The sequence below is a fragment of the Neorhizobium sp. PAMB6716 genome, from assembly GCF_058242805.1.
Window position 1 is genome coordinate 48,722 of sequence record NZ_JBZAYW010000002.1, and the last position, 25,820, is coordinate 74,541.

A 25,820-nucleotide genomic window follows, 5' to 3' on the forward strand; every position below is an offset into this window, starting at 1 on the left:
GTACCGTGAATGGCTGCAGGGGGCGCCTTTACATCCTGCCCCTGGAGGTGAGGGTCAGGATGCGGGGACGAGGCCAACCTTTGTGATGCCTGCAAGTGCTGCGATCTCGTCATTGTCACCGATATCGCCGGAGATGCCGATGGCGCCGAGCACTTGGCCATCGGCATCAAGGATGAGGACGCCGCCCGGCGAGGGAACCATCCGCCCGCCGCTGATCGAGGTCAGTGTGGTGATGAAGGTGGGGTTCTTGCCCGCCCGCTGGCTGAGTTCGCGCGAACCAAAACCCATGCCGAGCGAGCCCCAGGCCTTGCCGAAGGCGATGTCGAAGCGGACGATGCCAGCTCCATCCTCGCGCTTGTAGGCAATCAGATGGCCGCCGGCATCCAGCACCGCCACCGCCAGGGGTGCAAAGCTGCGCCTGCGCGCCTCGGCCAGCGCTTCGTCGATGATTTCGGTGGCAACGGCAAGCGTGAGCATACGGGAAAACCTTTCTTCTGGCACGTGTTCAGACAAACATGGAGAGCACGCCAAGCGGCGTCGGTGGGCGGGGGATGGAGAAGGAGACGCTTTTCCAGTCGGTCGCCTTCGGCCGATCGAGGCAGCGCGTCAGCCATGCGTTCAGGTGCGGAAGTGCTGCAAGGTCAATGCCGGTGATCGGCACAAGCGTCATGACGGAGGAAACGTTGAGGTCTGCCACCGTGAAGCGCTCGCCGACGAGGAACGGCTGTTTCGCAAGATGTTTGTCCAGCACCGTCCATGGGCGGTTGAGCTTTGCCAGCGCGATGTCCCGCTCTTCGGCCGAACGCTTGTCGGCGGAAAAGAGCGCCTTGTTGGCAGCCGCCAGCAGCAGCGGCTTTTCCACCTCGTTTTCGACCCAGAGCGACCACTGGATCATCAAGGCCTCTTCCCGCAGGTCGGCTGGGCCCAGCGGGCCGCCATGCTTGCGTGCCAGATAGAGATTGATGGCAAGCGATTCAAACAGCAGGAAACCGTCGTCATCGAGGACGGGCACCCGACCGTTCGGGTTGAGCGCCAGGAATTCTGCCGCGCGCGTGCTGCCATCCTGGAAATTGGTGGGTTCGTGCTGAAACGGCACGTCGAGTTCCCGCAGCATCCAGGCGCAACGGTTTGCCCGCGAATGCAGCGAGCCGTAAAGTGTGATCATCTTATCCTCCCGATCATCCGAAAGCCCCGGCACGCGGTTGGCATGCCGGGACAGCTTTTACAGTTTTCAGAAACCACGGTCGGAGCCGAGCGCACTGCCCGGCACCCAGATGCCGTGGAAACCTTCGTGAACGCGGCTCGGGAATTTGAGGATCGCGACCGGCCCTTTGGCAATATTGCGGGCATCGAGAATGACGAGGTCGGTGCGGTTTTCGGCACGACGGCCAACCATGGTCATCAGCCAGCCGTCGCCCTCTTCGGCATCGGGGCTGCGGGGCACGAAACAAGGCTCTTCCGGCGAGGCATCCGGACCCGCATAGAACAGGTCGATCTTGCCGGTTTCCTCGTCGAAATGGCCAAGGCAGGTGAAGGGAGGGCCTTTCGGGCCGGGCGGCAGCATCGGCCAGCGCGCCGGATGATTGGTGCCGAACCAGAAGTGACGGGTGCGGCGCATGGAAAAGCGCGGGTCGACCACCGGCATCTCGCCGATATGGTTGATGAAACGCTCGACCGTCACATCGCCGCTGCGCGTCGAAAGGTCAACGATCCAGCGTTCGCCGAATGGCGGAAGTTCATGCGCATCGGGGTTATGGATATCCGGAAACTGGCTGAGCCAGCCGGATTCATTGACGAAATGATCGAGCACCAGCCGGTTGCCATCATCCCAGGCATTGAAGGTATGCGTCTGCATGGCGATCTTCGGCGCCGTGTACCAGCGGAGGGCGGAGACACCCTCCTTGCGCGGGATAACCGCGATATAGGTGTCCTTGTGGCTGTCCCAGTGCCAGTAGGATTCGCCCTTTTTCACCCGGTCCCACTCGCACACCATGGGGCAGATGACGAAGGCAATGAAATTGCGCGACACGAGGAAGTCGTGCACCATTGAACAGTAGGGCGCCTTGAAGCGTTCGGTGCGGGTGAACTGCCCCTCGCGGTCGATGGTGTAGACTTCGATCTCGTCGCTGGCCACACCCTCGCAATTATAGGCAAACGCCACGCATTCGCCGGTCAGCGGATCGATCTTCGGATGCGCAGTGAAGGTGCGGCTTTTCAGCTGGCCACCGAAATCGACCTCGCCGCGCGTCGAAAGATCGTTGGGGTCGAGTTCGTAGGGGCGGCCTGCTTCCTTCAGTGCATAAAGCTTGCCGTGATGCCAGAGAACAGATGTGTTGGCGGTGTTGGCATCTTCACCGGCAGCGTCCGGGCTGTCGGTGAAGGGGTTGCGGTAGGCGCCGAATACGGCCCGGCGCGCGGCCCGCTCCAGCTGGAACTTGCGGGTGCGCACGTAACGCATGGTCAGGTCGGCGTGGCCGTTCTGGATGCGGACGGAATGTACCATGCCATCGCCGTTGAGGAAGATGTCCTTGCCGTGCAGCGGCGGGTAGGCATGGTCGGCGCTGTTGCGGATATACATGCCCTCGAGTTCCGGCGGAATGCGGCCGATCACTTCGAGATCATGCACCTCGCCCTCGATGCGCACCGGTGCGGCATAACCGTTAAAGACGACGTCGTCAGGAAACTGAAGGCCCGGAGGCAGATTGACGTGCTGGTTCATGATGATCTCCTTTATGTTGTCTGGGAGCTGAATGTCACGCGGCGGCGAGAGCGGTTATTGCGGGCGCGCGGGCAAGTTCCCTGCGCACCAGCAGCATGGCGACGACGGCGACCGTGGCGAAGACTGCTGTCGACCAGCCAAGGCCGTGGTAACCGATGGTGGAAGCGATGAGGCCGCCAAGGGCCGGGCCGATGGCCGAGCCGAACATCATCATGGCAGGCGTGGCGGCAACGGCCCGGCCGGTCGTGTCGACCTGGGCGAGAAGCCCGAAGAGGAACGTGTGCGTAAAGATGACGAGCGACACATAAAACACCGCCGGCACCGCATAAGAGGCAAAGCTTGACGAGCCTGTCAGGGTCAGAGCGAGGCCTGCCTGCAGGATCGGGCCTGCGATCCCCACGGCAATCGGCGACAGTCGCTTTTGCAGGAGTGCGGCAAGGAGCCCGGGCGCCAGGTTGACGAAGCCCATTACGACGAGGATCAACTGTACCTTGTCGAGGCCGAATTCCCTGAGGACGCCGATGCGCTCGACGAAGGAAAAGACGGTTGCCTGGTTGAGCGCCAGACAGACGATGACCACGATCGTCAGCCAGGCAGCCCGGGGCAGGGGTGCATGCGCCTGGCCTGCCGCCTGCCGTGCGGTTTCGCGGGGGTCGGTGCTGCTTGCGGGGAAGCGCATCAGCGCAACAAGGCTTGCAAGCGCCATCGTGGCGGCCATGGCCCAAAACAGCAACTGGCCGCCGAAATGCGCAATGAGACCCGGCACGGTCGCAAACATGACAATGGCTAGCGCACCCATGGCAATGTTGACGATACCGAACAGCCGGTGCGGGTTTGCCGTGCGGCCGATCGCGCCATGCGTGACCGATAACGCCGCTCCGGCGCCTAGACCTGCCACGGCGTGAAGAAGAATGAAGGGATAAACGCTGCCGGCAGGCGCGTGGAGGAGCGAGCAGGCGAAAAATGCGCAGGCCGAGATGGCAAACCCGCCAGCCACGAAGGTGCGGTGTGGCAGGCGGTTGAACATCGGCGCAAAGATAACGCTTGCCGCGACGACCGAGGCAAGGAACGTGGTCACCACCACGCCTGCCTGCGGCGCCGTCAGGCCATAGAAATTCATCAGGGAGCCGATCCAGAGCGGCAGGGCCGCAAGGTCGATCATCCCCGCCATGTGGCAGATGCTCAGGGTGACTGAGCTGCTTGTCGTGTTCGGTCTTGTCATTGATACCTCCCGTTATCCCACCGTGCCCATGCCGGATCGCGTCTTCTTGTCACGCAATCCGGCAGCACCTGTCCCGCCCGGCTTCTCCTCCCGCCGGTCGCGGACAGACACAAAGTTAGCCTTTGTCAAATAAGCGAGGAAACAGATTGTATTTGTGATTGGTATCGATAAGATCGATACCTGGAGAATAGGCGTTATGCGGCTCGATCGATTTGACCTGAACCTTCTGGTGGTGCTCGATGTCCTCCTGGAAGAGCGGAATGTGACGCGGGCCAGCGAGCGCCTGCATATCGGGCAATCGGCAACGAGCGCGGCTCTGGCGCGGCTGCGGGATTATTTCGGTGACAGTCTTCTGGTGCAGGTGGGGCGGCGAATGGAGCTGACGCCCCTGGCGCAAGGCCTTGTCGGGCCGGTGCGGGACGCGCTCATGCGCGCGCGCTCGGCGATTGCCATTCGCCCCGTCTTCGAACCCTCTGCCATCGCGCGCAACTTTTCGGTTGCCGCCTCGGATTATATGCTTGATGTGCTGCTGGCCGAGGTTGTCAGGGATCTGGCGTCCACGGCGCCCGGGCTGCGTCTCGATATCCGCCGGACGCCGATCGACGTCCTCGAAGCCTTCGAGCGCGGCTCGATCGACCTCCTCATCATTCCCGAACAATATGCAAGCCGGCTTCAGCATCCGCAGATGGTGGTGTTGCGCGACGAACATGTCTGCATGATGTGTGCCAAGGCATCGGCCTCGATGAACGAGTTGACGATGGATCAGTACCTGGACCGTGGCCATATCTCGATCCGGCTCGGCAACGAGGCAAGCCTTGCCTTCGAGGAATGGTTCCTGCCCCGTTATGGCCGCCAGCGCCGGGTCGAATGCACCATCGACCAGTTCAGTGTCGCGCCGCTTCTTGTCGTCGGCACGCAAAGGATCGTGACGATGCACCGGCGCATGGCTGAAGAGATGGCGCGGCGTTTTCCCGTCAAGCTGTTTGCCGCACCCTTCGACATGCAACCGCTGGCGGAGGTGATGGTGTGGCCTCGTTATCTGGATGAGGACCCAGCGCATCGATGGTTAAGGTCGGGGATATCCTCAAGGGCCCTCCTTTGAACCGGATGACATCTTGGGCCAGTGCAGACGGCTTGGTTTAACTGCTGGGGACGTGCGGTCTCCTGCGCAACCCGCGATGATCTCGCCGTTCTCCTATCTTGTCCGCGGCATGGAGCCGGAACGGCGGGTTGCCCTTTGACATCACGCGCGGTCCCGGCTGAGAAGCCAGACAAGATAGATGCCGCCGAGAAGCCCTGTGGTGAGCCCGATGGGCAGGTAAAGCTGGAACGGCATTGTCTGCGTCAGATAATCCGCCCCCAGCAGAAGCACCATGCCGCTCAGCGCGCCGGAGAGGATGGGAACGTCGGGAGAACCTGTCAGGCGTCTTGCCAGTTGCGGTGCCGCAAACGCGACAAAGGCGATCGGGCCTGCCGCAGCCGTGGAAATCGCCGCAAGGGCGACAGCCACAATCACCGCGTAGAGCCGGGTGCGTTCGACCGGAATTCCAAGCTGCGTGGCAACGTCATCGCCCATTTCCATGAGAGCCAGTCTTCGTCCATATCGGATTGCCAAGGGCAGGAAAATGCAAAAGCCGACCGCTGCCGGCAGGACATGGGGCCAAGTGCGGGCGTTGAGAGAGCCGGCAAGCCAGAGTTGCGCGGACGCAGCCTGGTCGATATCTCCCATTACCAGGAATACCGTATTGACGCCGGATAGAGTGGCCCCCACGCCGATGCCGGCAAGGACAAGGTGATAGGCCCCGCTTTTGCGCCCCTTGGCCGCGACCAGGAAAACCAGCGCCGCCGTTGCCATGCCTGAAAGAACGGCTGCAACCGCAGTTTGAAGAGCGCCTGCATCAAAAAGGATGATCTGGACGATGGCGCCCGTCGCTGCACCCGTGGTGAAACCGATGATATCCGGTGAGCCGAGGATGTTGCGGGAAATCGACTGGAAGACCGCGCCACTTGCGCCAAGCGATCCGCCGACCAGCAGCGCTGTCAAAACCCGCGGCAACCGAATTTGCAAGAGCACCCGTTCAGCGATCGGATTTGCCGATGTGCCGGCAAGGCTCGCGAACATCTCCTGCAGCGTGAAGGAAAGCCGGCCGGTTGCCATGAGGAGCAACCCGAGACTTGCGGCGACAAAGAGAAGCAGGGCACAGGAAAGCAGGCTGCGCCCTCTGTAGCGAAACGAAAAGCGCCCGAACCTTGCCACGCCGACCGGCGGCTTCATGGCGCACCTCTTCGCGCGCGTCGCATGATCAGCAGAAAGACAGGGCCGCCGATCAGAGCCGTGACGATGCCGGCCGCAACTTCGGAGGGCGTTGCGATAACGCGACCGATGATGTCGGCGACGAGCAGCAAGACGGCGGCGATGATGCCGGAGAAAAGTATGATCCACCGCTGGTCAGGCCCGGTGAAGCTGCGGGCCAGATGCGGTGCCATCAGGCCGACAAAACCGATCGGTCCGGCCGCAGCTGTTGCGGAGCCCGCAAGCAGCATGACGCAGAGGCAGGCAAAAACGAGGATCCGTCGTCTGTCGGCCCCCAAGGCCCGGCTGAGATCATCTCCCAAGGCAATGGCGTTCAGGCCGCCGGCGATAAAGATGGCAAGCAGGAGGCCGCAGGCAACGCAAGGAGCAAGCACCGCTGCCACACCCATGTCACGGCCGTCCAGGGAGCCGGCGGACCAATTGCGGAATTCGTCGAGCACCGAGGTTGGCGAATTGAGAACGACGATGCCTGTGAACGAGCCAAGGATGATGGACAATGCCGCTCCGGCCAGAACCAGGCGCAAGGGATTTGCGCTGCCGGAATTGCCGCGGCCGATGAGGAAGACCGCAGCACCGGCCATGCCCGCACCGGCAAAACCGCACCAGACATATTGGGACATGCTGCTGAGGCCCCCCGCTGCGATGGCAACGATAACGGCTGACGCTGCACCGGCGTTGACGCCAAGAAGCCCCGGCTCCGCCAGCGGGTTTCGCGTTAATGCCTGCATGACCGCACCGGAGACACCGAGTGCTGCACCAGACAGGACCGCGATGAGGAGACGCGGCACGCGCAGCAATCGAACAACCAGGTGTTGATCGTCATGGGCATCAAAGGCGAGAAAGGACTGAAGGACCGTGTCGCCCGACACGGCACGCGATCCGATCATCAGGCTTGCAATGGCGGCCATCGCCAGTACCAGCACCAAGGCCAGAAGGCTTGCCATGCGCATGCGTGCCCGGCTGGTCATGACCCGGCGCCTTGCCTTATCTGGCATGGAGCGCATCAGCCACATGATCCAGCATCTGCAGTCCGGAATAATAATCGATCCGAAACGAGGTCGGACCGAGCGGATAGACCTGATGTTTCTCTACTGCCGGCGCATTGGCCAGCAACGGATCGGCGACAAACGCGTCCACCTCCCGCGATGTCCCCCGCAACAGGAAGACGGAGGTGCCCTTGATGGCAGACGGCAGATTTTCGCGCGAGATGAAGTCGAAATCGGAGCTGCGGCTGACCTGCGGCCTCATGTCTTCCGGCAGCCCGGCAACCGTCATGCCGAGAGACTGCAGAAGCTCGGCCTGCGGGCTCTGCGGCTTGCCGACGGAGAAACTGCCGCTGATATTGTAGCCGACGATGCTGACGGGTTCCTGCGGCACGGTAATCGATGCCGCAACCTGCGCCACCTTGGCATCGAAACGGGCAATAGCCTGATCCGCCTCGGCCTCAAGGCCCGTTGCCTTCCCGATCTCGACTGCCAGATCCTGCCAGCTGTGGTTGGAATAGTTGACGACGAGCGTGTTGATGCCGAGCGCCTGCAGGTCTGGAACATGTGCCAGAATGCTGTCGGCGCCTGTGGCAGATGCAATGACAAGATCGGGGTTCAGGCCAATGATGGCTTCCAGGTCGAAACTGAGATTCGGATAAAGAACCTCAACACCACGCTGGTCTGCAATCGATGCCCATTGCAGGAAAAAGCCTTTTTGGTCGGTGAGGGGGCTCGGGGTTGTGGCCGCCGTCGCCACGATGGGCGCGTTTATCGACAGGAGGATCCCTGTCACGCTCGGCGTGGTCGAAACGATGCGGACGGGGCGGGCTTGCAGCGTCAGTTCGCCTGCCGCATGCGTGATCGTTCGTGGCCAGCCGGTCTGTTCTGCCAAAGCATTGCCGGGCCCAACCAACAGCATTGCGGTTATCGCAATCCATGAAAACAAAAGCTTGAGGAAGTATCGCATCGCATTGCCGATATGCTGCGGTTCCGGGTAAATCCGGGAAACCAAACTTGAGTGAAGGAGTCCATATTGCAGAATGCATTCCGCAATGCAATATGTCGGCGCATTGCTTCCGCTGGAGAACCTTCCCGTGCATGACCGTCTAGCCGCGCGATCCGTGACCTTGCGCTACGAAAACCGGCTGGTTTCCGAAGGTCTTTCGGTTGCTATCCCCGAAGGTGCCTTCACGGTCATCATCGGTGCCAATGCGTGCGGAAAATCCACCCTGCTGAAGGCGTTGTCGCGTCTTCTGAAGCCGACGTCCGGCCATGTCCACCTCGATGGCCAGGCGATCGACGATCTCCCGGCAAGAGATGTCGCCCGCAGACTTGGCCTTTTGCCACAAGGTGCAACAGCTCCGTCTGGGATCACGGTCGCCGACCTCGTGGCCCGCGGGCGCTACCCGCACCAGTCGTTTTTCCGGCAATGGTCCAGGGCGGATGCGCTTGCCGTTGAACACGCCATGCAGGCCACGCACATTGCGGCCTTGTCGGATCGGCCGGTGGATGAACTGTCGGGCGGACAGCGCCAGCGGGTGTGGATTGCCATGGTGCTTGCCCAGGCAACACCGACCCTCCTGCTCGATGAGCCGACAACCTATCTGGACATAACCCACCAGATCGAACTTCTCGACCTGATGGCAAGCTTGAATGCCGAAGGGCGAACGATCATTGCCGTGCTTCACGACCTGAACCAGGCTTGCCGCTATGCAACGCATCTGGTTGCCATGAAGGATGGGGCGATTGTCGCCTGCGGCGCGCCATGCGATATCGTTACCGAAGACCTCGTCTTTCAGGTCTTCGGGCTGAGGTCGGTCATCATCGAGGATCCGGTGTCCGGCACGCCACTGGTTGTGCCGAAAAGCCGCCAGCACCACTCTGGCGGCTGAGGGCGCGTCCTATTCGGGTGGGTTCGGCGCAAATGCACTGCCGCCCGTTGCCGCGTTGATGCGACAGGATTCCCGCAGCAAGGCCTCACGGTCTTCCGGTGCGCGAAGCTGGCCGAGGTCCGTGACCGTCGTGACGGCGCAGACGATCTCATTCTGCGCATCGAAGATCGGCACCGCCTGCCCGGTGACGTTCGACAGAAGGTGACTGGTCATTTCCGCCCAACCGGCTTCACGCACTTTGTCCAGCATGGCCTTTGCCGGTGCAGTGCCGCGAAAGTGCGAAGGCTGCTGCTTGCGGGCCGCGTCAATGCGGGCCTTGGGAAGGTAAGCCTGGAAAACCAGACCGCACGCCGTGTTGTCGATCGGCAGGATGTCGCCCAATGCGAGGGGATTGATCGAGAAATAGGCGCTTCTGTACCACCGCACCAGCGTTGGACCCCGATCGGTCCAGATCGCAACGCCTCCACTCATGGCGTATTCATGGGTCAGGGCCTTCATGTGCCGGGCGGCTATTTCAACCGCATCGACCCGGCGAAGCGCGCCGATGCCGATATGAAGGGCGGTCGGACCAAGGTCATAGAGCCCGGTTTCCGGATCCTGCCGGGCAAGTCCCTCCTTGACCAGGCTCTGGAGATAACGATGCGCTGTCGAGCGGCCGGTCTGCGCCCGGCGCGCCACTTCTCCCAACGCCAATTCCTGTTCGGCATTGGCAAGCGTGGTCAGGAATCGGGTGGCGATGGAGACGGACTGGATCGTTCCCGACCGTCTTTCCGATGGTGCTTCGAGCGCCGTGTCCTCAGGGTCTTCGATAGGCAAGTCGCAAATCCTCTCCAGTCACCGGCAATGGTCAATGTCCCGGCGTCTCATGCCATGACCAAGCCGCTTCGTCCCCGCCAAAATAGATATCGCTACCATAGGGCGCAAAGGCGCTCCGGCTAGCTGTTGCTGCAGGGCAACATTCTCAAACTTGCCAGAAAATCCTGCATTGTGGAATTCATTCTTTATTGCGGAATGAATGAGTTTCGTCGTAGAGCAACTTGACTAAAATTGTCATGTATATTGGGGGTTATGAGATGAGGTTCTTTTTCGATCGCCGTCTGCGTCATGGTGTCAGCCTCTTCGCGCTTTCATTCGGTTTGATGGCGGGAGCAGCACGTGCGCAAGATGCCGCACAGGATGGTGAAGGCACCGTGCTTGCGCCGGTTCTCATCACAGGCGAGAAGGTAACGCGCGACATCAAGAAGACTGCGTCCTCGGTATCGGTCAAAACCAGCAGCGACATCGCGCGGGAAGATACCGGTAACAGCTCCGTTTCCGACGTTATCTCGGACGTGCCAAACGTCGTTTATCCCGATTCCGTCAGTTCGCCCATTATTCGCGGACAAGACTCACAAGGCCCCAACACCGGCGCAACCGCCTTTTTCGCCGGCACTGTTCCGCGCGCCACCATCAATGTCGACGGGCATTATCTGAGCTATAACGAGTTCTTCTTTGGTGCCGCTTCCGTCTGGGATGTTGATAGCATCGAGGTCTTCCGCGGCCCGCAAACCACGTCGCAAGGGGCAAACGCCATTGCCGGCGCCATCATCGTCAACACGAAGGATCCGACATTTACGCCCGAAGCGTCCTACCAGGCGGAAATCGGCAGCTACAACACGCGCCGCGCCTCCGTTGCCGTGTCCGGACCGTTGATCGACGATGAACTGGCAGCCCGCGTTGCGCTTGATTATTCCGGCCGCGACACGTTCATCGACTATATCAATTCAAACTTCCGGGGCGCCGGCACCGACCAGAACTTCAAATCCTTCAACGGCCGCCTGAAGCTGCTGTGGGAGCCTGCGGAGCTGACAGGCTTTTCGGCAAAGCTGACCTATTCCTACAGCGATACCAACCGCCCAAGCCAAGAGGCCGCCTCCGCGCCTTATGATGCACTCCAGCATATTACCACGACGATGCCGAGCTGGGAGCAGAAGACCCATACCGGCATTCTGGACCTCAGTTACGATTTTGGCGACGGCATGAAGCTGTACAACCAGACCCAGCTGACCCGCACCGAGGCGGTGCGGACGGTCGGCATCGTCAACAACGGCGATGCCGATATCGACCAGACGAATGTTTCCAACGAAACGCGCATGACCTTCGGCGATCAGGACGACGAGATCAGCGGCGTCGTCGGTCTCTATTACGCGCATACCAAGACCGACGAGATCCTCTACCTCAGCGGCACGTCCACCTTCGATGACAAAAAAGACAATATTGGCCTGTTCGGCGAAGCCAGTTACCGCTTGACCGACCAGTGGACGCTGACCGGCGGTCTTCGTTACCAGCACGACACGATCCAGAGAGACGGCAAGTCCGTCTATTCAGCGACACCGGTGAATTTTGACGAGAGCTTTTCGGCACTTTTGCCCAAGGCTTCCCTTGCCTATGCCGTCACGCCCGACTGGACCGTCGGTGGCATGATCAGCCGAGGCTACAATCCCGGCGGCGTTTCCCTCAATCTGACTTCCGGGCGCTGGATGGAATTTGAGGACGAAACCATCTGGAACTATGAGCTTTTTACCCGCGCAAGCTTTCTTGATGACCGCCTGACGGTCAACAGCAACCTGTTTTACATGGACATGAAAAATGCCCAGTTCAACATTCCCGTGACCGTCTCGACCGGGGTGACGCAGTCCTACACCATCAACGCAGATGAGGCCCATGCCTACGGGCTTGAAGTGGAGGCGAGCTATCTCCTGCTTGACAACCTGACGCTCAAGGTGGGCGGCGGCCTGCTGAAGACCGAGATCGACAAGATCTCCAGCAACCTCGCCTATGAGGGCAACGAGTTCGCCAAGTCACCCGGTTACACCCTGACCGTTGGTGCCAACTGGGACGTGACAGAGCAGTTCACATTGTCCGGACAGGTCCGCCACCTGGATGGTTACTTCTCCGACACGGCCAACACATCCGCCTATGCCATCGATCCCTATACCGTGGCCGACCTGCGGGCGAGCTACAAGATGCGTGAAGAGGTCGAAGTCTATGCCTATGTCAAGAACATCTTCGATGAGCGTTCTCCCACCTACATGCAGCAGAACCGCGGCATCGGCGGAACCGAAGCGAGCATGACAGCGCCGCGCATGTTCGGCGTCGGAGTTCGCGGCACCTTCTAGCAGGCTTTGAGCCCGCTCTCAAAAAGATCGACGAACACAGAGAGGCCCGGCGCACAGCCGGGCCTCCACTTACGAACAGGAACTGTCATGGGCCCCAGCAGAAAACTCCATATCGGCATGTCACTTACCCCCACCTGGCTCAGCGGAAACGGCTGGCGCCGGGACGACAGCGGCATTGAGGGTGCGCTGACGACGGACTTCTATCTGGACATTGCCCGCCGTGCAGAAGCGGCAAAGCTGGATTTCGTGTTCCGGCCTGATACGCTGTTCGTCAACACGGCATTGCTGGGAAAGGGTGGCGGCTTCGCAGGCCTCGACTCCACCTTGCTTTTGGCCGCCCTTGCGCGGGAAACGCGCCATATCGGCCTGCTCTCCACCGTCTCCACCATGTTCATGCCCCCTTATATCCTTGCCCGTCAGATCATGTCGCTGCATTGGCTGAGCAACGGGAGAGCCGGCTGGAACATCGTCACCGCGCTCGATGGCTATCAGAACTTCGGCCTTGAAAGCATGCCCTCTTCGGAAGACCGTTATGCGCGGGCGGCCGAATATACCGAGGTGGTTCGGCTGCTTTGGCAGAGTTTCCCCGAAACGGCGGTTATCCGGGACAGGCAGAGCGGCGCGATGACCGATCCGGCGCAGGTGAAGGCCATCGATCATGTCGGCCCGCATTTTCGGGTCAAGGGCCCCCTCAACGTCGCCGGTTATGCCAGGGCGCCTGTGCCTTTGGTGCAGGCTGGCGCTTCTGAGCCTGGGCGCGAATTTGCCACGCAGGTTGCCGATGCCATATTTGCCTCGACGCCGGACATGGAGGCCGCCATCGAGCTGCGCCAGGATCTGCGATCCCGCGCCAAGCGGCATGGACGCAACGCGGAGGACATTCGCCTCCTTCCGGGACTGAGCCTCTATCTTGCGGAAAGTCGCGCCGAAGCCTTCGACCTGTTTGAGGAAACGCATGCCGGCGCAGATCGGGCCCGAAAGATCGGGCATATCCGTAACCTCACCGGACTTGACCTCGAGACCTGGCCGGATGATCGCCGCGTGCAGGTGTCCGACCTGCCCGTGATGCCGCCGACATCGGGAAGCCGCACGCATGGGGATCTGCTGCGCCGTTTGATTGCGCGCGAGCCTTTGACCGTTGCCGAATTGCTGAGCCGGCCGGAAGTCAACGGCTCAGGCCATTGGCGCATCATCGGGACCATCGATGATGCGGCAGCCGAAATCATGCGATGGACGACGGCTGGTGCCATCGACGGGTTTGTCCTCACACCTGGTGGTTCGACCGGCTGCATGCATATGGCGCTCGCCGGCCTCATGCCGCGGCTGAGCGACATGGGTTTGCTGCGGCGCGACTATACCGGGGACACATTCTTCCATCACCTGTCAGAACGTTAAGTCCGCCATCACATCTTTTCCTCGATGCCGGCACGGATCAGATACCAGTTTACCGGATAGCTGGTGATGAAGCCGCAGATCATGGCGATCTGCATGATGAACCAGAATTCAGCGCTGTTGACGTTTGCCCGAAGCCCGAAAAAAGACGGCAGAAGCGCCAGCTGGAACAGCGCCATGGCGCCATACATGCCAACCTGCTAGGCGATCAGCGACATCGTGTCGGCCTTCAACGCTGCGATCAGCCCCTTGCGCGGCGAAAGCTTTCGCATCGGCACGATCGCAAAATACTGGAAACCGACGCCGAGCAGGAAGGCGAAGATGAAATCCAGGATCCACACCGCATACATCTTCTCCGCAAAGATCGATTGCCAGCCCAGCGCCAGCGCAACGGAAGGCACAAAAAAGGCCAGCCATTCCGCGAGAACGTCACCGATCATGCAGCCGCTGCCGCAATGCAGAGCGCCCTTTCCCACCATGATCGGAAAGGGTGTCGAACCGCCGTGGCCGTGACCGCTTGAGCGGCCATATCGATAATAAAGAAACAAAAGCGGAAGCGAGCCGAACAAAGCCGTGACCGGCCAGACAATGTTCATGATCGCCATAGGCTGGGGGTGGTGCCAGACATCCCACAGCAGGATCAGCGAGGCGACAGCTCCGAGCAAGAGGCATGCCAGAGAAACAAGGTGAAACCATTGCGGAAACATATGAACCTCCAGAATAACGTAGTTCCCGTCGTTCCGGCCTTTGACGGGCAGCGTGCCCTGCCGGGCATGCTGGAAAAGCCGCAGAGGCAGCAGACAGGCTGATTAGATCTATGGCCTGCGGATCATCTTGTCGGGCATCGGCAGCTCTTCTCCCGTCTCCTCGGCCGGCTTCTTGACGACGGCGCGGATCACTCTGCCGAGTGTCAGCCCCTGAACGAGGATGGTGAACAGAACCACCTCATAGGTGGCCGTGAGAATGAAATCGCGGCTCTCGTTCGGCGGAAGCGACAGCGCCAGGGCTATCGAGATGCCGCCCCGGACGCTGCCCCAGGTGAGCACCGCCACCGAGCCGCGTGTAAAATGCATGACCTTGCTCAGGAGGCCGATTGCGCCGGAGACGGCCACCAGTCTTGCCAGAAGCACGATGGGAATGGCGATGACGGCGACAAGCCCGAGCCTTGGCGCGAAGGACAAGACCAGCACTTCCAGGCCGATGAGAAGGAAAAGCAGGGCGTTCAGGATGTCGTCGACGAGTGTCCAGAAACCGAACAGATAGCGTTTCGTCGTGTCGCTCATGGCGTGGCTTGCGCCTCGGTTGCCGATCAGAACGCCCGCCACGACGACAGAAATCGGGCCGCTGACGCCGATCGTGTCAGCCAAGGCAAAGGTTGCCATCGCCAATGCGATGGAGAGCATGACTTCGATCGGATAATCATTGATGGCGTGCATGGCCCGATAGGTGATGTAGCCCGTCAGAAGCCCCAGAAGAACACCCCCTCCGGCCTCCACAAGCAGAAGTTCGGCAACGCGAAAAGCGCTCGGATTGTCACTGCCATCGGCAAACATCAGGGCTGCGGAAAACAGGACGATGGCGATGCCGTCGTTAAACAGCGCTTCCCCCGCCATGTCCATTTCCAGGGTTTCCGGCGCATGGGTGGAGCGCAGCGTTGCGAGCACCGCAATCGGGTCCGTCGGCGCGATGACCGATCCGAACACCAGCGCCCAGGCAAACGAAAGCGGCACGCCGAACCAGTCAGCCGCAAGCGACAGCCCTGCACCGACCATAAGTGCCGTCACAGCGACGCCAACGGTTGCCAGCGCCGCAACGCCCCAGGCCCGGCTGCGCAATCGCTGCAGGTCGATCTGCAGGGCTCCGGCAAACAGCAGGAAACCCAGCATGCCGTGCAGCACGGTTTCGGAAAAATCAATGCCGCGGATCGTCTGAAGGAGGCCCGAGGTCAGGGCCGACCAGCCAGTCAGCGCGGAGGACAAAGCGATGCAGATGGCAATAACGAGACCGGAAACCAGCAGCATGACATTGGAGGGAAGGCGCAAAAAGCGGTGGTTCGACCATGAAATTGCCGCCGTCAATGTCAGCAGGATTGCAGAAAGCTGAAACAACGACAATGGCTTACCCCTGGCTCGGCCGAGCAGATGCTCGGCCCGACTTTCTTCCGTCCATGGGCAAACAACATGGAAATATCAGAGTTCCGCCTTTTTTGTCCGGGCTGGCCGATGAAGGCTTGCGCCTCCTGTGTCTCGTCTTCGCGGACGCCCCCTGATCCGGCGGCATCTGTCCGGGCTCCTCCAGCCTTTTCGGCCGCGGCACGCCATTACAAAACTTTACGTTGGGCTGACACTGCTTAACGAAGGGCGGGCTAATGAATGTGGCGAACGAACAGATAGGTCGCATGGTGTCCTTCCCAGCCCAAAAGTCTCGGGTCCGCATGGCGGCAACAGGGATTGCTGTCATCGCAGCGCTTGCCGGATGCGCCGATACGACGCGGCAAAGTTATACCAGTGCTGAGGCGGCCGTTGCGGTGGTGCCGGGTTTCTCCTCCTTGCGCATGTATCTTGATGCGCCGATGCTGCCAAAGAACGTGAATTCCTGGGCGCCCCTGACGACTGGGCCGGAGAAGAATTTGCTTGTCATATCGGGAGGAGGAGCGGGCGGCGCGTTTGGCGTCGGGGTTCTCTCGTCCTGGACGAAGAAGGGCACGCGCCCTTCCTTTGACATAGTCACCGGCGTCAGCACCGGAGCGCTCATTGCACCCTTTGCTTTCCTCGGCCCCCAGTACGATGAGCGGCTCGTCGCCCTCTATACCAGCGGCGTTGCACGTTCGCTGCTGCAGTTGCGGCCTCTGCCGGCGGGTCTGCTCGGCCAAAGCATGGCCAAGGCCGAACCGCTGCGACGCATGGTCGAGGAGAATGTCACCCCGGCAATGCTGGCAGCGATCGCGGCCGAACACCGGAAAGGTCGTCGTCTGCTCGTCCTGACGACCAACCTCGATTCCCAGCGCGCCGTGGTCTGGAACATGGGGGCAATCGCCGACAGCGGCAGACCGGATGCGCTGCGGCTTTTTCGCAACGTCCTCATCGCGTCCGCCAGCATTCCCGGGGTCTATCCCGCCGTCATGATCGACGCGGAGGCGAACGGCAAACCGATCAAGGAAATGCATTCTGACGGCGGAACCGCGTCTCAGTTTCTTGCCGTGCCGGATAGTCTGATGAACGGTGGGGCAATGCCCGCCAGGATCCCGACGGGACCGGGCTCCCACATCTATGTGATCATCAACAATGCTCTCATTCCGGAATTCACGATGATGCAGGACAGAACGCTGCCTGTCATCTCGCGTGCCTATGCGACGCTGGTGAAGTCGCAGACGCGCAGCGCCCTTCAGGCACTCTATGGATTTTCACAGCGGACCCATACGGGATTTCACGTCGCCGCCATCGATGCCGTTGTTCCCTACGACACGAGCGACCCCTTCGGCACCGACTACATGAGGGCGGTGTTCAATCTCGGTGCTGCCGAGATGGAGGCTGGCAGCGCCTGGAAAACCCGTCCGATGTTTTCAGGGCCGGCCTTGGCCGCCACGCAAACCGTGGTGGCCAGGATGCCGGAGCCGGGAAAGACCGAATGAAGGAAATGAGCGTGCCCGAAAGGCAGCCGAAACGGTTGGCAGCAAAGGCCCCTGTGATGCCGGCAAATCCTGATCGTGATTGCCAATAAGCCCCAGAGGCTGGAAGATGACGCAGGCGATGAATGACACGGCTCCGACGCCCACAGGTAAAACCATGACGAAAGTGCTTCTGATAGACGACGACCGGGAGCTGACCGGACTGCTTGTGGAATACCTTGAGGAAGAAGGGTTCGAGGCGAAAGCCGTCGACGATCCTCGGGTCGGCCTTGCCGAGGCGACATCGAATTTTTACGAAATCGTCGTGCTTGACGTCATGATGCCGCGCCTCAACGGCGTGGATGTGCTGCAACGGATCCGCAAGACAAGCGACATCCCCGTTCTCATGCTGTCTGCGCGCGGCGAGAATATCGACCGGATCATGGGGCTGAACCTCGGCGCCGATGACTATGTGGCCAAGCCCTGCACGCCGGCCGAGATTGTCGCCCGACTGCGCGCGATCCTGCGCCGCTTCAACAGGAGCAGCGATGCCGATGCCGGTGCGCATTCCCTCCAGGCCGGCGAGCTTAGCCTTAACCTCGCAAGTCGGGAAGCATCGTGGAAGGGTGTACCCCTCCATCTGACGGGGGCGGAATTTGGCCTTCTCGAAGTGCTTGCCCGCAACGCCGGCCAACTGGTGTCGCGCAGCGAGATATCGCGCCGCGCGCTGGGGCGGGCGCTCACCCCGTTCGACCGGGGCGTCGATGTCCATATCAGCAGCATCCGCCAGAAACTCGGATTGCGCCCCGATGGCCAATCCTGGATCAGGACAGTCCGCGGCCAGGGTTACCAACTGGTACAGGACCGATGAGCCGGCTGTTCTGGAAAGTGTTCGCGATGGTCTGGGTGTCCATTGCGGGCCTGATCTGCGCCTTGATCCTCCTCACCAATGTCTTCCGCATTGAGCCGCCCCAATACGAGATCGACCTGCGCAAGAAGGAATTTGTCGCAGAGCTGGCGGCCGCCCTGGTCCGGGATCACAACCTTGCGGCCACGGACACGCTGGCAAAAGCCGCGACTCAGTCGGAGTCCGGGGTCCGGTTGACGGTCGACACACTCTCGGCAAATGCCTGCGCGGGAGAGGATTACGATGCCTATGTCATGGCTGATAACGTCTGTTATGCCATCCGCACCACCCTGCCCGATCCGGGGACCGGAAAATTCGCTTTCCTGTTTTTCCCTTTCCTGCTCGACGCTGTCGGCAGCCTCATTGCGGCGGCGGCTCTGGCCTATTATCTGGCCGGGCCGATCGTGACGCTGAGAGACGGATTGAACGCGCTGGCGCATGGCGATTTCCGGATCCGCATCGGCGACCGGTTCGGCGGCCGGCAGGACGAGATATCCAATCTCGGGCTGGATTTTGACGCCACCGCCTCAAAGCTCCAGGCGCTGCAGGATGTGCAGCAACGCCTCTACCATGATGTCTCCCACGAACTGCGCTCCCCCTTGTCGCGTATCCAGTTCGCCATTGGTGTGTTGCGCCAGAACCCGGTCAAGCTCGAGGCGATGCTGACGCGGATCGACCGGGAGATCGGGCGCCTCGATCTGCTGGTCGATGAGATCCTGACGCTCGCCAAGCTCGATTCCGGTTACACCTCGTCCTTTGAAGAGAACAAGATCGACATCATCGACATTCTTGCAGCCATCGTCGACGATGCGGCCTTTGAGGCGAAGGCAAAAGAGGTTGCGGTCGTTCTCGAAGGTGTCCAATCCTTCGTGTGCGATATCAATGGCGAGCTGATCTACCGGGCGCTCGAAAATGTCGTGCGCAATGCCGTCAAATATACCAGTGCGGGCACTTGCGTGACCGTTTCTGCAGCGTTGATCGAAAGCCAGTCGAGAAAATCCTTGCGCATCTGCGTTCGCGATCAGGGATACGGCGTTCCCGAAGAGGAGCTTGGCCGCATATTCGAGCCATTCCAGAGGGGCGCCGATGCAGCCCACGTCTCGGGGCATGGCCTCGGGCTGACAATCGCACGACGGGCGATCGAGATCCAGGGTGGCAAGATCGTGGCGCAACGCAACGATGACGGCGGTCTGACCGTCGTGATCGACATTCCGCGCTTGCCTGCCGTCTAGAGCAATTCCAGCAAAAGTGGGAACCGGTTTTGCGTTCGGAATTGCTTGAAAACAAAGAGATAGAGCGTTGGAGGTGAACCTGTGTTCACCGGAAATGCTTGAGCGCTCTTTACATAACTTTACCGTCTCATAACCGTGCTTAGCACTCGCTTTGCTAGCCTGCAGTGAAGGACAACCGGGATGCCCAATGGCATATCAGCGGTTGCAGATTGCAGGACGGACACCATGGACACAAGATCAAGCAATGCGGTGATTGTCTGCGTCGCACTCGGATGGGGCGTCTTTGCAGCGCCCGCCGGCGCGCAGGATGCATCGTCTCCTCCCAGTGCGCTGACGGTTGAAATCGTCAGGCCAGAGGTTCGGCAATGGTCGGAAACGGTCTCCGCCTCGGGCTGGCTGCAGCCCTGGCAGGAGGCGGTCATCTCGTCTGAGGTGAGCGGGCTGAAAACCATCGACGTCCGCGTCGATGTCGGCTCGACGGTGAAGCGCGGCGACCTTCTGGCCGAGCTGGACTCGGAGAGCGTGCTGGCCGACATCAGCAAGCAGGAGGCAGCCATCGCCACGGCAGAGGCCAATCTCGACGAGGCGAATGCCAACGTCGATCGCGCCCATACGCTGGGGACTTCGGGCGCCTTGTCCGGGCAGACGATCACACAATATCTGATTGCCCAGCGCACCGCCCAGGCGAGCCTCGCCTCAGAAAAAGCCGGGCTGAAAAGCCAGCAGATCAAACTGCAGCAGACGAAGATTATCGCCCCGGACGATGGGGTGATCTCGTCGCGTTCGGCAACACTCGGCGCTGTGGTCTCCTCCGGCTCCGAGATGTTCAGGCTTGTCAGGCAGGCGCGCGTCGAATGGCAGGCGGAAGTTCCAGCACAATACCTTTCGTCCATCAAACCGGGGCAGACCGCAAAACTTTCCCTGTCGGACGGATCTCAGGTGAATGGCACGGTCAGGCTCATTTCGCCGACCGTTGTGGCGCAGACCGGGCGCTCAATCGTGTTTGTGGCGCTCCCGTCGCAGACCGCAAAATCCGGGCAATTTGCCAATGGCCGGATCGAGATCTCGGTCGCGCCGGCAATGGTCGTGCCGCAGACCGCGATCGTGCAGCGCGACGGCAGCAATTACGTGTTCGTCATGGCCGATGCCAGCCACGTGGAAAGACATCTGGTGCATGTCGGGCGGCGACAGGACGATAGCGCCGAGGTCATCGATGGAGTGAGCGCCGACGCGCGCGTCGTCAAAGCGGGCGGCGCGTTTCTGTCGGATGGTTCGACCGTCCGGGTGGTCGATACGGCGGAGGCATCCCAGTGAATTTTTCCTCCTGGTCCATCCGCAATCCCGTTCCGTCCATCCTGCTTTTTGCTCTCCTGATCGTTTGTGGCGTTCTGGGCTTTTTCGGCCTCTCCGTGCAGAATTTCCCGGACATGGACCTGCCCACCATCACCGTGAACGCGACCCTTGACGGAGCAACGCCCAGCCAGCTGGAAACCGAAGTGGCGCGCAAGATCGAGGACAAGCTTGCCGCGCTGGACAAGCTCGATCACATCACCAGCAAGCTGACGGACGGCACGGCGGCCATCACGGTCACATTCCAGGTGGGAAAGAACGCCGACGCGGCGCTCAATGAGGTTCGCAACGCTGTCGACAGCGTGCAGGCCGATCTGCCGCAGGACATGACCTCGCCGACGGTCTCCAAATCGACCGTCCAGTCATCGGCCTTGCTGACCTATGTCGTACATTCAGACCGCCTGAACGAGCAGGAAGTGTCCTGGTTCGTCGATAATGACGTCTCGAAAATGCTGCTGGCGGTTCAAGGCGTCGGTCAGGTTGATCGAACCGGCGGCGTCGATCGCGAGGCGCATGTCGACCTCGATCCGGCGGCAATGCGGGCGCTTGGCGTCACGGCTTCGGATATTTCCACGCAGATCAAGGCCGTGCAGGTGGACCAGTCCGGCGGTGTGGGCCAGATCGGCGGGCTGCGCCAGACGCTGAGCACTCTCGGTGCCGTCCGCTCTGTCGATGACCTCAAAACGGTACAGATCCCGCTTTCCACCGGCGAACGTGTCCGCCTCGATCAGGTGGCGAAGGTCACGGACACCTTTGCCGAGCGCAGCTCGCTCTCTTATGAAGACGGGCGCTCCGTGGTTGCCTTCCAGATCAAACGATCGAACGGATATTCCGATACCGGCGTTGCGGCAGCCGTCCGGAGCGCCGTTCAGACGTTCAAGGCGGCCTATCCTCTTGTCACGATCGAAGAGGCGAGCAACACGGTCACGCCGATCGAGAGCAACTATCATGCCTCCATGGACATGCTCTACGAGGGGGCAGCGCTTGCGGTCATCGTCGTCATGCTGTTCCTGCGCGACTGGCGTGCAACGGTTCTGGCAGCGGTTGCGCTGCCTTTGTCCGTCATTCCAACCTTCCTCGTCATGTATCTCGCAGGCTTCAGCCTCAACACCGTTTCGCTTCTGGCGCTGTCTCTCGTCGTGGGCATTCTGGTCGATGACGCCATCGTCGAGATCGAGAATATCGCGCGCCATATCGGCATGGGGAAAAATCCCTTTGATGCGGCAATGGAAGCCGCCGCCGAAATCGGCCTTGCCGTCATTGCAACCACGTTTACCCTGGTTGCCGTGTTTCTGCCGACAGCCTTCATGTCCGGCATCCCCGGCATCATCTTTCGCCAGTTCGGCGTGACGGCGGCCGTGGCTGTGTTGTGTTCTCTTCTGGTGGCGCGGCTTTTGACCCCGATGATGGCGGCCTATTTCATGAAGGCGCATCCCGGCGAAGAGAAAGACGGCTGGATCCTTTCCACCTATATGCGCATCGTGCGGTTCTGCCTTGGCCACCGCAAGACCACCCTTTTGTGGGTCGGTGTGTTTGTCGGGCTGTCCTTTGCCATGATCCCCCTCCTGAAGACAGGCTTCCTGCCCGCGTCCGACACTGCCCAGACGCAAGTGACCCTGACGACGCCGCCGGGAAGCTCGCTTGACGACACGCGGTCGACCGCCATGGCGGCCGCCAGGATCATCTCGAAAATTCCCCACGTCACCCATGTCTTCAACGCCGTGGGAACCGCTGCATCGGGCGGAAGCGGCCCGGACGCCTCGACGACGTCGAGCACAACATCTGCGACGCTGGTCGTGGATATGGAACCGCTCAGCCAGCGCAGCGCAAGCCAGTCCGACATCGAAAATGCCATCCGGCAGGCGCTGAGGGAACTGCCGGCAGTGCGGGTTCAGGTTGGAAACGGCGGCAACGGGACGCAGCTGCAGATTACGTTCGCGGGAGATGACAGCAACGTGCTCGATGGCGTGGCCGCATCGCTTGAAACTCAGTTGCGAACGCTGAAAGGGATCGGCAACGTGACGTCGAGTGCGGCGCTTCAGGCTCCCCAGATCCAGATCAAGCCGGACTTCGCCAAAGCTGCCGCATTGGGCGTGACATCTCAGGCGATTGCCGACACGCTGCGCATCGCCACGAATGGCGACTATTCCTCGCTCATGCCAAAACTCAACCTGCCCGAGCGACAGATACCGATCCGGGTGCAGCTTGACCCCGCCCTTCGCAACGATCTGAACGCGCTCTCCCTGTTGACCGTGAAGGGCAATGGCAACGAAGTCATGCTGTCATCGGTCGCCACGATTTCAATCGGCGGCGGCGCCTCCCAGATCGACCGTATCGACCGGTTTAGAAACGTCACCCTGACGGTCGAGTTGAACGGTCGTATTCTCGGCGATGTCATGAACGAGGCAAACCAGCTCCCCGCCCTGAAGAACCTGCCGTCCGGCATTCATCTTGTCGAGCAGGGAGAATTGCAGCGCTCTTCGGAACTGTTCACGAGTTTTGCCATCGCGATGGGAATAGGCGTGTTCTGTGTCTACGCCGTTCTGGTGCTGCTGTTCCATGACTTCCTGCAGCCGATTACGATCCTGATGGCGCTGCCGCTTTCGGTGGGCGGCGCTCTCCTGCCACTCGTTCTCACGGGCACGGCGTTCTCTTTCCCGGCAGTGATCGGCCTGTTGATGCTGATGGGGGTGGTGACCAAAAACTCGATCCTGCTGGTGGAATATGCCATCGTCGAGAGGCGGGCAGGGGTCGACCGCGTGGCAGCCCTTCTGGATGCGTGCCACAAGCGCGCGCGCCCCATCATCATGACCACCATTGCCATGGGTGCCGGCATGCTGCCAACGGCGTTGAGCATCGGCGAGGGCGACCCGAGCTTCCGTCAGCCCATGGCCATTCTCGTGCTTGGCGGTCTCATGACCTCGACATTTCTGAGCCTCCTCGTCATCCCCGTAATTTTCACCTTCATCGACGACCTGCTGGTTCTGATCATGCGGCCCTTCGACAAGACGCCGAAGACCATGCCGCTGAAGGAAGCCATCGCTCCCGCTTCAAGCTGACCGGCCAGGCTGACCGGCGTTGTCGTGCGCCAGGAGCCTCGGCGGATCGGCTTGCGGTGCCGTTGAGGATTTTTGTATTACAGGTTTGACAGTTTCGGTGATATTTGCTTAAACCTAACAGACAGGTTTGTGACGCGCTGTCGTAAGCGAGCAGGAATACCGATGATCATTACCGATGTTTTCGTGCGACGGTTTCGCACGACCACGCGCCGCCACTCGGATAGCGCAGGCCATGCGCATCCCGGTCCGCCGCATCAGGTCGAGCAGGCCATTCTGACCATTCGCACAGAGGATGGACATGAAGGGCATTCCTTCACGGCTGCCGAGATCGTGCGGCCGCATGTCATCGAAAAATTCGTCAAGAAGGTGCTGATCGGTCAGGATCACCGGGATCGTGAAAGGCTTTGGCAGGATCTGGCCCACTGGCAACGCGGCTCGGCGGCACAATTGACGGATCGCACACTGGCGGTCGTGGATTGTGCCCTGTGGGACCTTGCCGGCCGCACGCTCTCCACGCCTGTCTACAAGTTGATCGGCGCCTATCGCGACAAGGTTCTGGCCTATGGGTCGGTGATGTGTGGCGATGAGTTGGAAGGCGGCCTTGCCACTCCCGAAGATTACGGCCGGTTTGCCGAGACACTGGTGAAGCGCGGCTACAAGGGCATCAAGCTGCACACCTGGATGCCACCCGTCAGCTGGGCGCCGGATGTGAAGATGGACCTCAAGGCCTGTGCCGCCGTGCGCGAGGCGGTCGGTCCCGATATCCGGCTGATGATCGATGCCTTCCACTGGTATTCCCGCACCGATGCGCTGGAGCTTGGCCGTGGGCTGGAAAAGCTTGGTTTCGACTGGATCGAGGAGCCGATGGATGAGCAATCCATCTCCTCCTACAAATGGCTGGCGGACAATCTCGATATTCCGGTCGTCGGTCCTGAAAGTGCCGCCGGCAAGCACTGGCATCGGGCCGAATGGGTGAAGGCTGGCGCCTGTGATATCTTGCGTACTGGCGTCAACGACGTCGGCGGGATCACGCCTGCGCTGAAAACCATGCGTATGGCCGAATGCTTCGGCATGGATTGCGAGGTTCACGGCAATACGGCCATGAACCTGCATGTGGTGGCGGCCTCGAAAAATTGCCGCTGGTACGAGCGCGGCCTGCTGCATCCCTTCCTCGAATATGATGACGGCCACGACTATCTGAAATCGCTTTCCGACCCGATGGATGCCGACGGCTACGTGCATGTACCCGATCGTCCCGGTCTCGGCGAAGATATCGATTTCGACTTCATCGAGAACAACCGGATCGGATGAGCGCGATGAGGACCATCCTTGCCTTCGGAGACAGCCTGACCTGGGGCGCCGATCCTGCAACGGGTCTTCGCCATCCGGCGGATGCGCGCTGGCCGGATGTGCTGGAGAAAGAGCTTGGCGGGCAGGCGAAGGTCATCGGCGAGGGGCTTGGTGGGCGCACCACCTGCTATGACGATCATACGGGACCGTGTTGCCGCAATGGCGCCAAGGCCCTACAGGTCGCGCTGGCCAGCCACATGCCGCTTGATCTCGTCATCATCATGCTCGGCACCAATGATCTGAAGCCGGTGTATGGCGGGCAGGCGGAACCGGCGGCATCGGGCATGCGGCGCCTGGCGCAGATTGTCGAGACCTTTCCCTACAAGCCGAAATCCGCCATCCCGAAGCTCTTGATCGTGGCGCCGCCGCCTTGCGTTGCCGGTCCCACCGGAACCCCTGCTGCCGGCCGCAGGATTGCAGAATCCGAGCGGCTTGCCCCGCTTTACCAGGCCATTGCCGCGGAACTCGGCCATGCATTTTTCGATGCCGGTAGTCTTGGCAGTGCCTCGCCCATCGATGGCGTTCACCTGGATGCCGAAGTCACACGCGCTCTCGGGCAGGCGCTTGCTGCGCCCGTCAGAGCCATATCCGCCTGATCCGGTAAAGTCCGTGGAGGAGTAGCCGCCGGATCG

Annotated in this window: 20 protein-coding genes and 1 pseudogene; 11 read left to right on the plus strand and 10 right to left on the minus strand. The window is 60.9% G+C overall.

Features of this window, described 5'->3' with window-relative positions; all coding sequences use genetic code 11:
- Window positions 1-54: 54 nt before the first annotated feature.
- The 4 genes from AC4CWH_RS18835 to AC4CWH_RS18850 form a co-directional block, all read right to left on the minus strand.
- Window positions 55-477, minus strand: coding sequence for a GlcG/HbpS family heme-binding protein (locus tag AC4CWH_RS18835; RefSeq protein ID WP_491321887.1), 423 nt, complete (start codon window positions 475-477; stop codon window positions 55-57).
- A 28-nt stretch (window positions 478-505) separates the two neighbouring features.
- Window positions 506-1,165, minus strand: a complete 660-nt coding sequence (locus tag AC4CWH_RS18840; protein WP_491321888.1) for a glutathione S-transferase family protein — start codon at window positions 1,163-1,165, stop codon at window positions 506-508.
- 66 nt (window positions 1,166-1,231) lie between these two features.
- Window positions 1,232-2,719, minus strand: a complete 1,488-nt coding sequence (locus AC4CWH_RS18845; RefSeq protein ID WP_491321889.1) for a carotenoid oxygenase family protein — start codon at window positions 2,717-2,719, stop codon at window positions 1,232-1,234.
- 34 nt (window positions 2,720-2,753) lie between these two features.
- Complete coding sequence (locus tag AC4CWH_RS18850; RefSeq protein WP_491321890.1) at window positions 2,754-3,941, minus strand: MFS transporter; 1,188 nt, start codon at window positions 3,939-3,941, stop codon at window positions 2,754-2,756.
- A gap of 196 nt (window positions 3,942-4,137) precedes the next feature.
- On the opposite strand from AC4CWH_RS18850, the gene AC4CWH_RS18855 reads away from it, so the two are divergent.
- A complete protein-coding gene (locus AC4CWH_RS18855) occupies window positions 4,138-5,043 on the plus strand; it encodes a LysR family transcriptional regulator (protein ID WP_491321891.1) in 906 nt (301 codons plus the stop codon).
- A 141-nt stretch (window positions 5,044-5,184) separates the two neighbouring features.
- On the opposite strand, the gene AC4CWH_RS18860 is transcribed toward AC4CWH_RS18855, so the two are convergent.
- Genes AC4CWH_RS18860 through fepB form a run of 3 tightly spaced genes read right to left on the minus strand, consistent with a single transcriptional unit; the run spans window position 5,185 to window position 8,160 of the window.
- Window positions 5,185-6,216 (minus strand): FecCD family ABC transporter permease, encoded by a 1,032-nt coding sequence (locus tag AC4CWH_RS18860; RefSeq protein ID WP_491321892.1) that lies wholly within the window; start codon window positions 6,214-6,216, stop codon window positions 5,185-5,187.
- On the minus strand, window positions 6,213-7,223 hold the full coding sequence (locus AC4CWH_RS18865) for a FecCD family ABC transporter permease (RefSeq protein ID WP_491321893.1): 1,011 nt from the start codon (window positions 7,221-7,223) through the stop codon (window positions 6,213-6,215). Before AC4CWH_RS18865 ends, AC4CWH_RS18860 begins: the two co-directional genes overlap by 4 nt.
- A 16-nt stretch (window positions 7,224-7,239) precedes the next feature.
- The gene (gene fepB, locus AC4CWH_RS18870; protein ID WP_491321894.1) at window positions 7,240-8,160 is read right to left on the minus strand and encodes a Fe2+-enterobactin ABC transporter substrate-binding protein; all 921 of its coding nucleotides are present in this window, start codon (window positions 8,158-8,160) and stop codon (window positions 7,240-7,242) included.
- A gap of 133 nt (window positions 8,161-8,293) precedes the next feature.
- Between fepB and AC4CWH_RS18875 the strand changes: the two genes are divergently transcribed.
- A complete protein-coding gene (locus AC4CWH_RS18875) occupies window positions 8,294-9,133 on the plus strand; it encodes an ABC transporter ATP-binding protein (protein ID WP_491322335.1) in 840 nt (279 codons plus the stop codon).
- Window positions 9,134-9,142: 9 nt separating this feature from the next.
- Here AC4CWH_RS18875 and AC4CWH_RS18880 read toward each other — a convergent pair whose 3' ends face one another.
- A complete protein-coding gene (locus tag AC4CWH_RS18880; protein WP_491322336.1) occupies window positions 9,143-9,943 on the minus strand; it encodes an IclR family transcriptional regulator in 801 nt (266 codons plus the stop codon).
- A gap of 263 nt (window positions 9,944-10,206) precedes the next feature.
- Between AC4CWH_RS18880 and AC4CWH_RS18885 the strand changes: the two genes are divergently transcribed.
- Window positions 10,207-12,291 carry a TonB-dependent receptor gene (locus AC4CWH_RS18885; RefSeq protein ID WP_491321895.1) on the plus strand — a complete coding sequence of 695 codons (2,085 nt, stop codon included), beginning with the start codon at window positions 10,207-10,209 and terminating at the stop codon, window positions 12,289-12,291.
- Window positions 12,292-12,378: 87 nt separating this feature from the next.
- A complete protein-coding gene (locus AC4CWH_RS18890) occupies window positions 12,379-13,686 on the plus strand; it encodes an NtaA/DmoA family FMN-dependent monooxygenase (protein ID WP_491321896.1) in 1,308 nt (435 codons plus the stop codon).
- An 8-nt stretch (window positions 13,687-13,694) separates the two neighbouring features.
- Here the strand turns inward: AC4CWH_RS18890 and AC4CWH_RS18895 are convergent.
- Both AC4CWH_RS18895 and AC4CWH_RS18900 read right to left on the minus strand, forming a co-directional pair.
- A pseudogene (locus tag AC4CWH_RS18895) lies at window positions 13,695-14,390 on the minus strand (DUF4396 domain-containing protein).
- Between the two features lie 108 nt (window positions 14,391-14,498).
- Window positions 14,499-15,797, minus strand: coding sequence for a cation:proton antiporter (locus AC4CWH_RS18900; RefSeq protein WP_491321897.1), 1,299 nt, complete (start codon window positions 15,795-15,797; stop codon window positions 14,499-14,501).
- Window positions 15,798-16,117: 320 nt separating this feature from the next.
- Between AC4CWH_RS18900 and AC4CWH_RS18905 the strand changes: the two genes are divergently transcribed.
- The 7 genes from AC4CWH_RS18905 to AC4CWH_RS18935 all read left to right on the plus strand — a co-directional run bounded on the left by AC4CWH_RS18905 (window position 16,118) and on the right by AC4CWH_RS18935 (window position 25,784).
- Window positions 16,118-17,314, plus strand: coding sequence for a patatin-like phospholipase family protein (locus tag AC4CWH_RS18905; protein ID WP_491321898.1), 1,197 nt, complete (start codon window positions 16,118-16,120; stop codon window positions 17,312-17,314).
- Window positions 17,315-17,468: 154 nt separating this feature from the next.
- Window positions 17,469-18,161, plus strand: a complete 693-nt coding sequence (locus AC4CWH_RS18910; RefSeq protein WP_491321899.1) for a response regulator — start codon at window positions 17,469-17,471, stop codon at window positions 18,159-18,161.
- On the plus strand, window positions 18,158-19,429 hold the full coding sequence (locus AC4CWH_RS18915; protein ID WP_491321900.1) for a sensor histidine kinase: 1,272 nt from the start codon (window positions 18,158-18,160) through the stop codon (window positions 19,427-19,429). The genes AC4CWH_RS18910 and AC4CWH_RS18915 overlap by 4 nt, the downstream gene beginning before the upstream one ends.
- Before the next feature lie 225 nt (window positions 19,430-19,654).
- Window positions 19,655-20,743 carry an efflux RND transporter periplasmic adaptor subunit gene (locus AC4CWH_RS18920; RefSeq protein ID WP_491321901.1) on the plus strand — a complete coding sequence of 363 codons (1,089 nt, stop codon included), beginning with the start codon at window positions 19,655-19,657 and terminating at the stop codon, window positions 20,741-20,743.
- On the plus strand, window positions 20,740-23,838 hold the full coding sequence (locus AC4CWH_RS18925; RefSeq protein ID WP_491321902.1) for an efflux RND transporter permease subunit: 3,099 nt from the start codon (window positions 20,740-20,742) through the stop codon (window positions 23,836-23,838). Before AC4CWH_RS18920 ends, AC4CWH_RS18925 begins: the two co-directional genes overlap by 4 nt.
- Window positions 23,839-24,000: 162 nt before the next feature.
- On the plus strand, window positions 24,001-25,149 hold the full coding sequence (locus AC4CWH_RS18930) for a mandelate racemase family protein (protein WP_491321903.1): 1,149 nt from the start codon (window positions 24,001-24,003) through the stop codon (window positions 25,147-25,149).
- 5 nt (window positions 25,150-25,154) lie between these two features.
- Window positions 25,155-25,784: an SGNH/GDSL hydrolase family protein gene (locus tag AC4CWH_RS18935; protein WP_491321904.1), complete on the plus strand. Its 630-nt coding sequence runs from the start codon at window positions 25,155-25,157 to the stop codon at window positions 25,782-25,784.
- The last annotated feature ends 36 nt before the right edge of the window (window positions 25,785-25,820 follow it).

Coding starts and splice junctions, on each gene's coding strand:
- fepB (WP_491321894.1), bottom strand. CDS start 8,160: ATGCTGTTGGTTGGGCCCGGCAATGCTTTGGCAGAACAGACCGGCTGG.
- AC4CWH_RS18930 (WP_491321903.1), top strand. CDS start 24,001: ATGATCATTACCGATGTTTTCGTGCGACGGTTTCGCACGACCACGCGC.
- AC4CWH_RS18835 (WP_491321887.1), bottom strand. CDS start 477: ATGCTCACGCTTGCCGTTGCCACCGAAATCATCGACGAAGCGCTGGCC.
- AC4CWH_RS18905 (WP_491321898.1), top strand. CDS start 16,118: ATGGCGGCAACAGGGATTGCTGTCATCGCAGCGCTTGCCGGATGCGCC.
- AC4CWH_RS18885 (WP_491321895.1), top strand. CDS start 10,207: ATGAGGTTCTTTTTCGATCGCCGTCTGCGTCATGGTGTCAGCCTCTTC.
- AC4CWH_RS18875 (WP_491322335.1), top strand. CDS start 8,294: ATGCAATATGTCGGCGCATTGCTTCCGCTGGAGAACCTTCCCGTGCAT.
- AC4CWH_RS18890 (WP_491321896.1), top strand. CDS start 12,379: ATGGGCCCCAGCAGAAAACTCCATATCGGCATGTCACTTACCCCCACC.
- AC4CWH_RS18860 (WP_491321892.1), bottom strand. CDS start 6,216: ATGAAGCCGCCGGTCGGCGTGGCAAGGTTCGGGCGCTTTTCGTTTCGC.
- AC4CWH_RS18855 (WP_491321891.1), top strand. CDS start 4,138: ATGCGGCTCGATCGATTTGACCTGAACCTTCTGGTGGTGCTCGATGTC.
- AC4CWH_RS18910 (WP_491321899.1), top strand. CDS start 17,469: ATGACGAAAGTGCTTCTGATAGACGACGACCGGGAGCTGACCGGACTG.
- AC4CWH_RS18935 (WP_491321904.1), top strand. CDS start 25,155: ATGAGGACCATCCTTGCCTTCGGAGACAGCCTGACCTGGGGCGCCGAT.
- AC4CWH_RS18920 (WP_491321901.1), top strand. CDS start 19,655: ATGGACACAAGATCAAGCAATGCGGTGATTGTCTGCGTCGCACTCGGA.
- AC4CWH_RS18865 (WP_491321893.1), bottom strand. CDS start 7,223: ATGACCAGCCGGGCACGCATGCGCATGGCAAGCCTTCTGGCCTTGGTG.
- AC4CWH_RS18845 (WP_491321889.1), bottom strand. CDS start 2,719: ATGAACCAGCACGTCAATCTGCCTCCGGGCCTTCAGTTTCCTGACGAC.
- AC4CWH_RS18915 (WP_491321900.1), top strand. CDS start 18,158: ATGAGCCGGCTGTTCTGGAAAGTGTTCGCGATGGTCTGGGTGTCCATT.
- AC4CWH_RS18840 (WP_491321888.1), bottom strand. CDS start 1,165: ATGATCACACTTTACGGCTCGCTGCATTCGCGGGCAAACCGTTGCGCC.
- AC4CWH_RS18850 (WP_491321890.1), bottom strand. CDS start 3,941: ATGACAAGACCGAACACGACAAGCAGCTCAGTCACCCTGAGCATCTGC.